Source organism: Stenotrophomonas sp. YJH_SMC_105-26 (assembly GCF_059368915.1).
Genome location: NZ_JCAFSD010000001.1, coordinates 334,169 through 347,018, shown reverse-complemented (window position 1 = coordinate 347,018; position 12,850 = coordinate 334,169). Strand labels below are relative to the sequence as shown.

12 protein-coding genes are annotated in these 12,850 nt (G+C 68.0%); 8 read left to right on the top strand and 4 right to left on the bottom strand.

The window, feature by feature from the left end; genetic code table 11:
* The first annotated feature begins 30 nt into the window (after positions 1-30).
* Entirely contained in the window at positions 31-906 is an 876-nt protein-coding gene (locus AC5P7F_RS01715) for a phosphate/phosphite/phosphonate ABC transporter substrate-binding protein (RefSeq protein WP_227864238.1), read from the top strand.
* Positions 903-3,029 (top strand): EAL domain-containing protein, encoded by a 2,127-nt coding sequence (locus AC5P7F_RS01710; RefSeq protein WP_164077500.1) that lies wholly within the window; start codon positions 903-905, stop codon positions 3,027-3,029. The genes AC5P7F_RS01715 and AC5P7F_RS01710 overlap by 4 nt, the downstream gene beginning before the upstream one ends.
* Positions 3,030-3,095: 66 nt before the next feature.
* Here AC5P7F_RS01710 and epmB read toward each other — a convergent pair whose 3' ends face one another.
* Entirely contained in the window at positions 3,096-4,136 is a 1,041-nt protein-coding gene (gene epmB, locus AC5P7F_RS01705) for an EF-P beta-lysylation protein EpmB (RefSeq protein ID WP_180834965.1), read from the bottom strand.
* A 96-nt stretch (positions 4,137-4,232) separates the two neighbouring features.
* Here epmB and efp point away from each other — a divergent pair, with 96 nt between their 5' ends.
* From efp to AC5P7F_RS01680, 5 genes are all read left to right on the top strand, one after another.
* The gene (efp, locus tag AC5P7F_RS01700) at positions 4,233-4,799 is read left to right on the top strand and encodes an elongation factor P (RefSeq protein ID WP_005410381.1); all 567 of its coding nucleotides are present in this window, start codon (positions 4,233-4,235) and stop codon (positions 4,797-4,799) included.
* 206 nt (positions 4,800-5,005) lie between these two features.
* The gene (locus AC5P7F_RS01695; RefSeq protein ID WP_014647801.1) at positions 5,006-6,349 is read left to right on the top strand and encodes a TRZ/ATZ family hydrolase; all 1,344 of its coding nucleotides are present in this window, start codon (positions 5,006-5,008) and stop codon (positions 6,347-6,349) included.
* Between the two features lie 26 nt (positions 6,350-6,375).
* Positions 6,376-7,092, top strand: a complete 717-nt coding sequence (gene ubiG / locus AC5P7F_RS01690) for a bifunctional 2-polyprenyl-6-hydroxyphenol methylase/3-demethylubiquinol 3-O-methyltransferase UbiG (protein ID WP_014647800.1) — start codon at positions 6,376-6,378, stop codon at positions 7,090-7,092.
* Complete coding sequence (locus AC5P7F_RS01685; protein WP_014647799.1) at positions 7,089-7,784, top strand: phosphoglycolate phosphatase; 696 nt, start codon at positions 7,089-7,091, stop codon at positions 7,782-7,784. The genes ubiG and AC5P7F_RS01685 overlap by 4 nt, the downstream gene beginning before the upstream one ends.
* A gap of 11 nt (positions 7,785-7,795) precedes the next feature.
* Positions 7,796-8,500, top strand: a complete 705-nt coding sequence (locus AC5P7F_RS01680) for a squalene/phytoene synthase family protein (RefSeq protein WP_014647798.1) — start codon at positions 7,796-7,798, stop codon at positions 8,498-8,500.
* Between the two features lie 89 nt (positions 8,501-8,589).
* Here the strand turns inward: AC5P7F_RS01680 and AC5P7F_RS01675 are convergent, their stop codons facing one another.
* From AC5P7F_RS01675 to yidD, 3 genes are read right to left on the bottom strand one after another with little or no spacing between them, the layout of a single operon-like run.
* Positions 8,590-9,435, bottom strand: coding sequence for a peptidoglycan DD-metalloendopeptidase family protein (locus AC5P7F_RS01675; protein WP_164077499.1), 846 nt, complete (start codon positions 9,433-9,435; stop codon positions 8,590-8,592).
* Entirely contained in the window at positions 9,435-10,781 is a 1,347-nt protein-coding gene (locus AC5P7F_RS01670) for a dihydroorotase (protein ID WP_164077498.1), read from the bottom strand. Before AC5P7F_RS01670 ends, AC5P7F_RS01675 begins: the two co-directional genes overlap by 1 nt.
* Before the next feature lies 1 nt (position 10,782).
* Entirely contained in the window at positions 10,783-11,037 is a 255-nt protein-coding gene (yidD, locus tag AC5P7F_RS01665) for a membrane protein insertion efficiency factor YidD (RefSeq protein WP_014037867.1), read from the bottom strand.
* A gap of 271 nt (positions 11,038-11,308) precedes the next feature.
* On the opposite strand from yidD, the gene dksA reads away from it, so the two are divergent.
* Entirely contained in the window at positions 11,309-12,535 is a 1,227-nt protein-coding gene (gene dksA / locus AC5P7F_RS01660) for an RNA polymerase-binding protein DksA (protein WP_075076325.1), read from the top strand.
* Positions 12,536-12,850: the final 315 nt, after the last annotated feature.

Sequence of the window (12,850 nt, the reverse complement as noted above, 5' to 3'; positions counted from 1 at the left end):
GCAGTGCAGAGGGGACTGCTGAGCCTGGTCATGATCCTGCTGGCCGGGACGGTGCATGCAGCACCGGACCCGGTGCTGGTGCTGGGCCGGATCAGCGATGATCCCAAGGCCCATTACGAGCAGCTGCAGCCGTTGCTGGACTATGTGGTGGCACGCATGCATGACGTCGGCATCAAGGAGGGGCGGATCCTGATGGCGCGCGACCCGCAGCAGATGGCCAGCTATCTGCGGCGGGGGCGGGTCGACTGGGTCACGGAAACGTCGGGTACGGCGGTGGCACTCGGCCAGCGCAGTGGCGCGCGGCCGTTGTTGCTGACCGAGCGCAATGGCGTGCGTGAGTACCAGACCGTGTTCTTCGTGCGCCGCGACAGTCCGGTCCAGCGCATCCAGGATATGCGTGGGCATCGCCTGGCGTTGCAGAACACGGCGTCCACCAGTGCCTACCTGGTGCCGGTGATGACGCTGCTGCAGGAGGGGCTGGCGCCGCAGATCCTGGCCGGCGTGTGGGACATGCCGGGCCGGGACAGTGTGGGGTATGTGTTCGCGCGCAGCGAGTTGAACATCGCTACGTTCGTGCACAAGGGCGTGGTTGACGTGGGGGCGGTGAGCAGCGTGGACTGGAACGACGAGCGACGGATGCCGGCGGCATTCCGGCGCGACTTCCGCGAGCTGCTGCGCACCAGGCCCTACCCGCGGGCGGTGGAGATGGTGCGCGCCGACCTCGACCCGCGGGTGCGTGACCGGCTGCAGGACGTCCTGCTGCAGGCGGCCAGTGACCCGCAGGCGCAGGGGGCGTTGCATCGGTTTTTCGGTACTTCCGGTTTCCACCGCGTCGATGCGCATGCGCAGCAGCGGCTGGATGAATTGAAACAAGGATTGACGCGCGTGCGGATGGAAGTGGAATGAAGTGGCTCGGCTCGGGAATGCAGGCCCGGTTCCTGCTCGCGATGGGCGGGGCGATGGTCGTGGTGGTGGCGATCCTGGCAGTGTTGCTGGGGCGGCAGGCGGCGATGCAGGGCGAGGTGCGCAACCTCAGTGGTGGCGTCATCCATGAACTGTTCGACCGCAGCGTGCGCAGCCGCGGCGAAGCGATGGCGCGCGAGCTGTCCGACGCGCTGGCCAACCCGTTGTACTACCGCGACCTGGACCAGGTCGGTGCGCTGGTGCGCAGCACCGCACGGCAGCCGGTCGTGCGCTATGTGCTGGTGTTCGACGACCGTGGCCGGCTGGTGCATGACGGCTCGATCGAGGTGCCCGGCTTCGGCCAGCCGATGGCCGACCCGCTCGCTCCCAAGGCCGCGGTGGCGCAGGCGCTGGTGGTGCAGGAATCGCCCAAGGTGCTCGACAACACCATGCCGATCATGGTCGGCAACCAGCGCATCGGCGGCGTCCGCGTCGGCATGGCGCTGGACGAGGTGCAGCAGCGCGAACAGGCAGCCAATGCCACGCTCGGCGAGCGCCTGCAGCAGGTCGGCAGCCGCCACCTGGGCTGGCTGCTGCTGATGCTGGGCCTGCTGGTGGTGATCGGCGTGGTGGTGATCCTGTACGTGCAGCGCACCCTGGTGGCGCCGATCCGGGACCTGGCCGCTGCGGCACGCCGCATCGAGGCTGGCGACTACCAGGCGCCGCTGGCCGAGAACACCCGCAATGACGAGGTCGGCGAGCTGGTGCGCGGCTTTGCCCGGATGCGCGATTCCATCGCCCGCCATGACCGCGAGGTGCGGCGCATGGCCTATACCGATGCGCTGACCGGGTTGACCAACCGGCTGGCGTTCCGGGAAGCACTGGACCATCGCCTGATGGCGGCGCGCGCATCCAATCATCGGCTGGGCCTGCTGTTCGCCGATATCGACGACTTCAAGCGCGTCAACGATACCCTCGGCCACGAGGCCGGTGACGAAGCGCTGTTGCAGTTCGCACAGCGCATCGGGCGCGCGGTTGCCGAAGCGGGAGGCGATGAGGCGCTGCTGGCCCGCTTCGGCGGCGACGAGTTCGTGATCCTGGTCGGCGATGGCGACGTGGCCGCGAACGCCCGGCTGCTGGCCGAGGTGCTGGTGCGCGAACTGGGCAAGCCGCTGGTGGTACAGGGCAGGGAGCTGTTCCTGGGGACCTCGATCGGCGTGACCCTGTTCCCGGACGATGCCGCCGATGCGACCACGCTGCTGAAGAACGGCGACATCGCCATGTACCAGGCGAAGATGGCCGGCAAGAACTGCTACCGCCATTACAGCCGGGCGATGGACCATGCGGTCGAGCGCCGCGTGCACATGGAGCAGGAGCTGCGCGGGGCCTGGGAGCGCGGCGAGCTGCGCCTGGCCTACCAGCCGATCTTCCGCATGCGCGACCGGCGCATGGTCGGCGTCGAAGTGCTGCTGCGCTGGCAGCATCCGACCCTGGGCACGATTCCGCCGTCGGTGTTCATCGAAGTGGCCGAGCAGAGTGGACTGATCGAGATCATCGGCCCGAAGGTGCTGCGTGCGGCCTGCATGGAAGCCTCGCAGTGGCCACGGGGGGCGGGCGGCGACGATCTGTTCGTGTCGGTGAACGTATCACCGCGGCAGCTGCGCGGCGGCGAGCTGCCGGCGCTGGTTGCACAGTGCCTGCATGAGTCCGGGCTACCGGCCTCGCGCCTGCACCTGGAGCTGACCGAAACCGCAGTGATCGGCGACGAGATGGTTGCCGCGCAGCTGCTGGACAAGCTGCACCGCACCGGCGTGAAGGTCTGGCTGGATGATTTCGGAACGGGCTTCTCCGGTCTCAGCCACCTGCGCCAGGTGCCGGTGGACGGCGTGAAGATCGACAAGAGTTTCGTGGCCGACATGCAGCGCGATCCCGACGATCTGGCACTGACCACGGCCATCATCGCCATGGCCCACGCACTGGGCATCACGGTGGTGGCCGAGGGCATCGAGCAGCAGGCGCAGTTCGAACTGCTGGTGCAGCGCGGCTGCGATCTTGGCCAGGGCTACTGGCTGAGCCACCCGGTGACTGCCACCGAAGTGGTGCGGATGATCGAATCGGGTCTCTGACCGACGGTTGTTGTGTCGGGGTCAGATCCCTTTTCCGCAGGAAAAGGGATCTGACCCCCTGCGGAATTACACCGGGCGCTTGCTCGGGTCGCCGGGCAGTTCGCGCACCAGCTTGGGGATCAGGTAGCCGGACAGGCGTGCGGTCAGGCCGGCAATCAGCGCCTTGGCCTGGCTGTCGTCCACTTCGAAGTGGGCCACGCCCTCGACCCGGTCCAGCTGGTGCAGGTAATAGGGCAGCACGCCGGCGGCGAAGCTGCGCTCGCTCAGGTCCTGCAGGGCCTGCACGCTGTCGTTGACCCCGCGCAGCAGGACGGCCTGGTTCAGCAGCTGGGCGCCGACGCCGCGCAGGCGGCTCATCGCAGCGTCCACGCTGGCGTCGAACTCATTGGCATGGTTGGCGTGGACCACGATCGCCAGCGGCCACGGCAGGCTGCCCAGCCAGGCCAGCAGCTCCTCGTCCACGCGCTCCGGCAGCACGATCGGCAGCCGGGTGTGGATGCGCAGGCGGCGGATGTGCGGGATCGCGCGCAGCGCATCGGTCAGCTCGGCCAGCTTGTGCGTGGCCAGTGACAGCGGGTCGCCGCCGGACAGGATGACCTCGTCGATGTCCGGGTCGGCCGCGATGGCCGCTACGGCCTCCTGCCAGCCGCCCTTGGCGGCGTTTTCCGCGGCATAGTCGAAGTGGCGGCGGAAGCAGTAGCGGCAGTTGATCGCGCAACTGCCGGTGGCGACCAGCAGGGCGCGTCCACGGTACTTCTGGATGACGCCGGTGGCCTTCCTGGCGGCACCATCACCCACCGCATCGAAACTGAACCCGGGTGCCGGGCGCATTTCCTCGTCGACGGGCAGCACCTGGCGCAGCAGCGGGTCGGCCGCGTCGCCCACGCGCATGCGCGCCACGAAGCCCTCCGGCACGCGCAGCGCGAACTGGGCAATGGCCGCCTCCGAGACACCCAGCGCGGCCGGGTCCAGCTGCAGCCGGGCCAGCAGGGCGTGCGGGTCGCGCAGCGCCTGGCGCCAGAGCTGCTGCCAGCGCGCGGGCGCGCCTGGCGACTGGGGCCGGGGGAAGGCGGAAAGCTGCATGGAGAGGGGGCCTGCGGTTATCATGGGGGCAGAAAAACAGTCGCCCACCGGCACCCGGTGGGCTTTCCATTCTAACGGCTCGCCGCACCCGCGGCGTTTTTGCCACTCAGGAGTTTACGCATGGCCAGCTACGGCATGAACGACGTCAAGAACGGGATGAAGATCCTGGTCAACAACCAACCGGCCGTCATCATCGACACCGAATACGTCAAGCCGGGCAAGGGCCAGGCCTTCACCCGCGTGAAGTACCGCCTGATCAAGGACGGCCGTACCCAGGAAGTAACCATGAAGTCGACCGACTCGCTGGATGCAGCCGACGTCGTCGATACCGACATGAACTTCATGTACAGCGACGGTGAGTACTGGCACTTCATGGACCCGGAATCCTTCGAGCAGGTCCAGGCCACCAAGGCCGGCATGGGCGGCGCCGAAAAGTGGCTGAAGGGCGAAGAGTCCTGCGTGGTCACCCTGTGGAACGGTGAGCCGATCTTCGTGCAGCCGCCGAACTTCGTCGAACTGAAGATCACCGAAACCGATCCGGGCGTCCGTGGCGACACCTCGGGCGGCGGCGGCAAGCCGGCCACCCTGGAAACCGGCGCCGTGGTCCGCGTGCCGCTGTTCGTCAACCAGGACGAAGTGATCCGCGTCGACACCCGTTCGGGCGAATACTCCGCACGCGTCAAGTAAGGTTCCGGCCATAGGCCGACCTTGCGGTAGTGCCGGCCGCTGGCCGGGTACGCGCCAGCACATTCGCGCTGGCGCTCCCATGATCTGCTTCGGCAGATCATGGGCCCCGCTTCACGGGTCTCCAGACCCCGCCGCTTCGCGGCAGCCCCTTACTCAGGGGCGTGTCCCCAGAAGTATCTCGCCGCCCCCACAGCCAGTGAGCCCGCATGAGCGATAGCCCGCACCTCCCCGAAGCCTGCGACCTGCTCATCGAAGCCGGTTACGTCGTTCCGATCGAGCCGCATGCGGTGGTGCTGGAAGACCATGCCGTTGCCGTGCGTGGCAGCGAGATCGTGGCCATCCTGCCGCGTGCCGAGGCGCGCGCACGCTTCCGCGCCACCCAGGTGGTGAGCCGACCCGAGGCTGCGCTGATGCCGGGCCTGGTCAACGCGCACACGCACAACCCGATGACCCTGCTGCGCGGCGTTGCCGACGACCTGCCGCTGATGACCTGGCTGCAGCAGCACATCTGGCCGGTGGAAGCGGCGGTGATCGGCCCCGAATTCGTTGCCGACGGTACCACCCTGGCCATCGCCGAGATGCTGCGCGGCGGCACCACCTGCGCCAACGAGAACTACTTCTTCGGCGACGTGCAGGCCGCGGTCTACAAGAAACACGGTTTCCGCGCGCTGGTGGGCGCGGTCATCATCGATTTCCCCACCGCCTGGGCCAAGACCGACGACGAGTACTTCGCCAAGGCCGGTGAACTGCACGACCAGTGGCGCACCGATCCGCTGATCGGCACCGCGTTCGCGCCGCATGCGCCTTACACGGTCAATGATGCCAACTTCGAGCGGGTGCGGATGCTGTCCGACCAGCTCGACATGCAGGTGCACCTGCACACCCACGAGACCGCGCAGGAAATCAACGATTCGATCAGGCTGCACGGCCAGCGCCCGCTGGCGCGGCTGGATCGGCTCGGCCTGGTCAACGACCGCCTGATCGCGGTGCACATGACCCAGCTGACCGATGCGGAAATCCACCTGTGCGCCGAACGTGGCGTCAGCGTGGTGCATTGCCCGGAATCCAACCTGAAGCTGGCCTCCGGTTTCTGCCCGGCCTGCGCCCTGCAGCGCGCAGGCGTGAACCTGGCGATCGGTACCGATGGCTGCGCCAGCAACAACGACCTGGACATGTTCAGCGAGAACCGCACCGCGGCGATCCTGGCCAAGGCCGTGGCCGACGACGCCACTGCACTGGACGCGGCAACCACGCTGCGCGCGTCCACGCTGGGTGGCGCACGCGCGCTCGGCTTCGGCGACCGCATCGGCTCGATCGAAGTCGGCAAGCAGGCCGACCTGGTCTGCGTTGATCTGTCCGCGCTGGAAACACAGCCGCTGCACAACGTGCTGTCGCAGCTGGTGTACGCCACCGGCCGCCAGCAGGTCAGCGATGTCTGGATCGCCGGCAAGCCGAAGCTGGTGCAGCGCGAGCTGGTCGGCATGGACCTGCCGGGCATCATCGCCAACGCGCGCCAGTGGCGCGAGCGCATCCGCCATATCCGCGCCTGAACCCTGGCGCCGCAAGGACATCCCCCATGACTGCCCCCCACGCTTCCTCAAATTTCGATCAGGCCGAGCTGGACAAGTTCGCTGCGCTGGCCAACCGCTGGTGGGACGCTGACGGCCCGCAGAAGCCGCTGCATGCGCTGAATCCGGTGCGCCTGCAGTACGTGGCTGACCGCGTGCCGCTGCGCGGCGCCCGCGTGCTCGACATCGGCTGCGGTGGCGGCCTGTTGAGCGAAGCGCTGGCCCAGGCCGGTGCTGACGTCACCGCCATCGACCTGGCCCCGGAGCTGGTCAAGGTCGCGCGCCTGCATGCGCTGGAAAGCGGCGCCCAGGTCGATTACCGGGTGCAGGCGGCCGAGGATCTGGCCGCCGAGCAGCCGGGCAGCTTCGACGTGGTCACCTGCATGGAAATGCTGGAGCACGTGCCGGACCCGGGCGCGATCATCGAGGCCTGCAAGCGCCTGCTGAAGCCGGGCGGCCACCTGTTCCTGTCGACCATCAACCGCACCGCCGCCGCGTTCGCGGTGGCGATCGTCGGCGCCGAGTACGTGGCGCGCCTGCTGCCCAAGGGCACGCACCACTACCAGGAATTCATCAAGCCGGCCGAGCTGGCGCGCTGGCTGCGCGAGGCCGACCTGCAACTGGTGGATGTCAGCGGCATGGCCTACGAGCCGTGGCGCAACCATGCCCGCCTGAGCAGCCGCACCGACATCAACTACCTGGCCTACGCGGTCAAGCCGGCATGACCGCCGCCCGCTTCCCGCGTGCGGTGCTGTTCGACCTGGACGGCACCCTGCTGGACAGCGCGCCGGACTTCGTCGCTACCTGCAACGCGATGCTGGCCGAGCGTGGTCGTGCGCCGATCGATCCGGCGGTGCTGCGCCCGGTGGTATCCAAGGGCTCGCGCGCGATGGTCGGGGCCGCTTTCCCGGACCTGGATGCCGCTGCGCGAGATGCACTGATTCCGGAATTCCTGCAGCGCTACGAAGCGCTGATCGGCCAGCACGCGGTGCTGTTCGATGGCGTGGCCGGCATGCTTGCCGCGCTGGATGACGCCGGCACCGTGTGGGGCATCGTCACCAACAAGCCCGAGTACCTGGCGCGGCTGATCCTGCCGCAGCACGGCTGGCAGCAGCGCTGTGCAGTGCTGGTCGGCGGTGACAGCCTGGCCGAGCGCAAACCTCACCCGCTGCCGCTGCTGCACGCTGCGCAGGCCATTGGCGTTGCCGCCGAAGACTGTGTGTACGTGGGTGACGACGAGCGCGACATCATCGCCGCGCGGGCCGCGGCCATGCCGTCGGTGGCAGCCCTGTGGGGCTACCGCCTGCACAGCGACGATCCGCTGGCCTGGCAGGCCGACGTGCTGGTCGAGAACGCTGAACTTCTGCAACTGGCCAGTCTCTGGCCGACCCGGCCGGCAGCCCCGGCCCAGCCGTAAGGAATGGTGTAGTGAGCAGTACCGCGCTGGACAGTTTCCTCGACAAGTGGCGCAGCCGTTGGCCGGAATGGTCGGTGGCCGCCCCGTTCGTGGCCGAATCGCAACGCGAGCTTGCAGTGGCGTGGTTCGCGCTGCTGCAGGAGTTCGACGACATGCTCAACACCAGCGGCGATCCGCTGCCGGCCGACGCCAAGCTGGCGTGGTGGGGCGAGGAGCTGCGCAGCTGGGCGGGACATCGCTCGCGCCATCCGCTGGGCAGGCTGCTGGAGCCGGTGCGTGCACCGTGGGCCCAGTTGGCCGAAGCACTTCCGGATCTGGTTGAAGCGCGCACGGTCGCGCTGGATGCGGCCGGCGCCGGGCGCGCGCTGGCGAACTACGCCGAGGCCGTAGCCGCGGTGGAGGCGGCCTTGTTCGCTGACAAGCCGCGCACCGGCGCCGGTCGTGCGGTGCAGCTGCAGACCTTGGCGCAGCGCCTGCAGGACGCTGGCGTGGCGGGTGTGCCGCGCAGCCTGCTGGACGAGGACGCCAGCAATGCCGCACAGCGCTGGGCGCAGCATCTGTTGAAGGGGTGGGGCACCCGCGTGCCCGGCCCGCGCCCGCGCCGTGTGTGGTCCAGCCTGGCGCGTGCGCGGGTGGCGGCACAGGCCGCAGGCAAGCCGATCGAGGCCACCCCGGTGCGCACCCTGCTGCGCGTGTGGTGGGCCGCGCGCGGTTGATCCAACGTACCTGGTAGTGCCGGCCGCTGGCCGGCATCCAGCAGGGCGCGGAAGAGGATGAGGTTGCCGGCCAGCGGCCGGCACTACCGTTACTTGCGCTCCAGCACCAGCAGCGGGTCGATACGGGTCTCGAACCAGTTCATGCCCCAGTGCAGGTGCGGGCCGGTGGCGCGGCCGGTGGCGCCGACCGCAGCGATCACCTGGCCCTGTTCAACCCGGTCGCCGACCTTTACGTCGATGCGCGAGAGGTGCAGGAAGTTGGAGCTGACCCCGAAGCCGTGGTCGAGCAGCAACGTGCCGCCGGTCAGGTACAGGTCCGGGCCGGCGAAGGTGACGATGCCGGCGGCCGGTGCTTTCACCGGCGTGCCGGTCGGCACCGCGATGTCCATGCCGGAATGACCGGCACCGGGCTGGCCGTTGTACACGCGGGCATTGCCGAAGCGGCCGCTGATGCGGCCCTGCACCGGCCAGATGAAGGTCTGGGTGAAGTCGGTGCGGTCGTCATCGCGGGCGCGTGCGGAGGTCACCTGCGCCTGTTCGCGCTTGATCCGCTCGGCAATCGCCGGCGGCGGGTTGACCGTCTTCGGCGGCACGCCATTGACCCGCTCTGTGGGCCAGTCGCGCGGCGTCACCGCAATGGTCGCGGTCTCGCTGCCACCATCGGGGCGCTGCACCTGCACGCGCAGCGGGCCCTTCTCGTCACGGCCGATGCCGAACACCACGCTGCCGTAGCCGCTCACCCGCAGCTGGCGACCGGCGTACTGCACGCGGCTGCCGGCGGGAACCTTGCCGATCACCAGTGCGCCCTGCGACGCACTGGCCGGGAACACCACGCGGCTGTCGATCAGGCTGCCAATGCCATCCTGCGCCTGCGCCGCGGGTACGGAAAACAGGGGCGCGGCCAGCAGCGACCCGATCAGAAGTGCCGAGCGCATCAGCGGTCGTAGGTCATGCGCTGGCCGGCGGGTTCGCCCACCAGGTTGCTGCCGTCCCACACCAGCTGGCCGTTGACCCAGGTGGAGGCGACGCGCGAACGGAAGGTGGTGCCCTCAAACGGCGACCAGCCGCACTTGGACAGCACGTCCTCGCGCTTGATCGTGAACGGCACGTCTTCGACCAGGACCAGATCGGCGAAGTAGCCTTCGCGCAGGAAACCACGTTCTTCCACGTCGAACAGCTGCGCCGGGGCGTGGGCGAACTTCTGCACCACCTGCTCGCGGGTCAGCTTGCCTTCGTGCACGCGCTCCAGCGCGGCCACCAGCGCGTACTGCACCAGTGGCAGGCCGGAGGGGGCCTGCGCGTAGGGCTTCTGCTTCTCTTCCCAGGTGTGCGGCGCGTGGTCGGTAGCCAGCACGTCCAGCACGTCGTCGGCCAGCGCAGCGGTGATCGCCTCGCGGTCGGACACTTCCTTGATGGCCGGGTTGCACTTGATCAGGTTGCCCTTGGTCGCATAGTCCGGGCGCGCGAAGTGCAGGAAGTGCACGCAGGTTTCAGCGGTGATCTGCTTGCGGCTGCCATCGGCGCGGATCAGCGGGCCCTTCTCGAACAGCGCCAGTTCATCGGCGGTGGAGATGTGCAGCACGTGCAGGCGGGTGCCGTGTTTGCGCGCCAGCGACATCGCCAGGCGGGTCGACTTGATGCAGGCTTCGCGCGAGCGGATGTCCGGGTGCATGTCCGGGGTCAGCGCATCGCCGTACTTTTCCTGGAAGGCCTTCAGGTTGGCATCGATCATCGGCGTGTCTTCGCAGTGCGTGATGATCGGGGTCGGGCATTCGCGGAAGATCGCGTCCAGCGTTTCGGGATTGTCGACCAGCATGTTGCCGGTCGAAGCACCCATGAACACCTTCACGCCCGGCGCCTTCTTCGGGTCCAGCGCACGGATGGCGTCCAGGTTGTCATTGCTGGCGCCGTGGTAGAAGCCGTAGTTGGCCCAGGCGCGGCCGCGCGCGAGCTCGTACTTGGCTTCCAGGATGGTCGAATCCAGCGTCGGCGGGTTGGTGTTGGGCATGTCCATGAAGCTGGTCAGGCCACCGGCCACGGCCGCCGCCGATTCGCTGGCGATGTCGCCCTTGTGGGTCAGGCCCGGTTCGCGGAAGTGCACCTGGTCATCGATCATGCCCGGGAGCAGCCAGCGCCCGGCCGCGTCCACCACCTGCTCGCCGTCGCGCGGCGCCAGCCCGTTGCCGATCTGCGCGATGCGGCCGTTCTCGATGCGCAGGTCGCCGTCGAAGGTGCGGCCTTCGTTGACCATGCGGGCATTGGTGATGAGGGTGGAGGACATGTCAATGTTTTCCTGTGCAACGGCAAGAGGGGGCGTTGGGGGACTCGGGCACGGGGTCGAAGCCGCCGGGATGGAACGGGTGGCAGCGGCCCAGCCTGCGCGCAGCCAGCCAGCTGCCGCGCAGCGGGCCGTGCCGCGAGATCGCGTCCATCGCGTATTCAGAACAGCTCGGCACGAAACGGCAGCGGGGCCCCAGCAAGGGGCTGATGAAGCGCTTGTAGAAGCGCAGCAGGGCGATGAGCAGGCGCGAGATCACCCAGTCATCTTATGCCAGTTGGCATGAAGGCCGCATTTGTGCAGGATGGGCCGTTGGTCGCATGTCGCCGATGGCCTGCGACCGGTACCAGCACCGTCGGGTGCTGGCCAGGTTCCGTACCGCGCAAGGCGGTCCGTGTTCGTCGGACTGCCCATTGGGCGCCTTGGCTCCAGGACTGAATGGAGCAGGGTGCCGAGGTTGCTGCTGCGGGTCGGGTAGGCTATAAAGGCCCGCTTTCCCGGGCCCCGGGGAATCCAAGGAAGAGCGTTTCGTGGCTGCTAAAAAAACTGCAAAGAAGGCCGCAACGGCCGCCAAGAAAACCGCCAAGCCTGTTGTGAAGAAGTTGGCGGCAAAGCCCGTTGCCAAGAAGCCGGCGAGCAAGCCGGCGACCAAGGCAGCGTCCTCGCAACCGGCGGCCAGGAAGGCCACCGCAAAGAAAACGCCGGTCAAGGCAACCAAGCCGGTGGCGAAGAAGGCCGCTGCGCCCGCCAAGGCCAAGCCAGCCGCTGCCAGCAAGAAGGCGCCGGTGAAAAAGGCCGTCAGCAAGGCTGCGCCGGTGAAGAAGACCGTCGCCAAGCCGGTGGTCAAGAAGGCAGCAGCCAAGCCGGCGCCGAAGGCGGTGGTGAAGAAGGCTGCAGCCAAGCCGGTCGCCAAGCCGGCGGCAAAGAAGGTCGCTGCGGCCAAGCCGGTCGCCACGCCTGCCGCTGCAAAGAAGGTTGCCAAGAATGTTGCCGCACCGGCCGTAAAGCCGGCCCCGGCCCCAGTAGTGAAGTCCGCACCGAAGCCTGCTGCCAAGCCGGCTCCGGCCAAGCCTGTCCCGGCCAAGACCGTGGCAGTGGCAGCAGCCCAACCGGCCTCCAAGCCGGCCCCGGCCGCCGCTCCTGCCGCTTCGAAGGCCCCGCAATCCAAGAATCCCGTGCCCGTTTCGAAATCGCCTGCCAAAACCGCCGTGAAATCCGATTCCGCCCCGAAGACCGTGTCGCGCCCTGTCGGCAAGGTTGCCGTGGCCGTCGCCGCCCGCTCGGCAGCACCGGCCCCGCGCAGCAAGTACAAGGTGGTCGAATACAAGACCGACGAGGCCACCGGCCGCCCGATCCTGCCGGCTGGCTACAAGCCGTCCTCGGAAGAGGAATACATGAGCCCGCTGCAGCAGGAGTATTTCCGCCAGCGCCTGCAGAACTGGCGCGCGGACCTGGTGGAAGAGTCCAAGCAGACCATCGAGAACCTGCGCGAGGAAGTGCGTGACATCGGCGACGAAGCCGAGCGCGCGACCCGCGAAACCGAGAACTCGCTGGAACTGCGTACCCGCGACCGCTACCGCAAGCTGATCGGCAAGATCGACAGCACCCTGAAGCGCCTGGAAGCGGGCGACTACGGTTACTGCGTCGACACCGGCGAAGAAATCGGCCTGGAGCGCCTGGAGGCGCGCCTGACCGCCGAGCGCACCATCGATGCCCAGGAGCGTTGGGAGCATCTGCAGAAGCAGCAGGGCGACTGATTCCTGATCGTTGTCTGGTCATGCAGAAAACCCGGCTTCGGCCGGGTTTTTTGTTGGGTTCGAGTTGGCTGTGTAGAGCGCCTTCCGGGTATCGGGTGGAGCCTGCGGGTGGGTCCGATGTAGAGCCGAGCCCACGCTCGGCTCAGGCCGAAGCCGGAGGGCAAGGAAGAGCAAAAGCAAAAGCAAAAGCAAAGGCAGGCAAGCATGGCTTGGCTCTATCAGGAGCGGTCATGCGTGCGCTCGCGGCTGTTGAGTCCGCCTTGTAGCGAGCCGAGCACCGCAGGGGAATCAGGGGCGAAGAGGCGGCTCTATCCT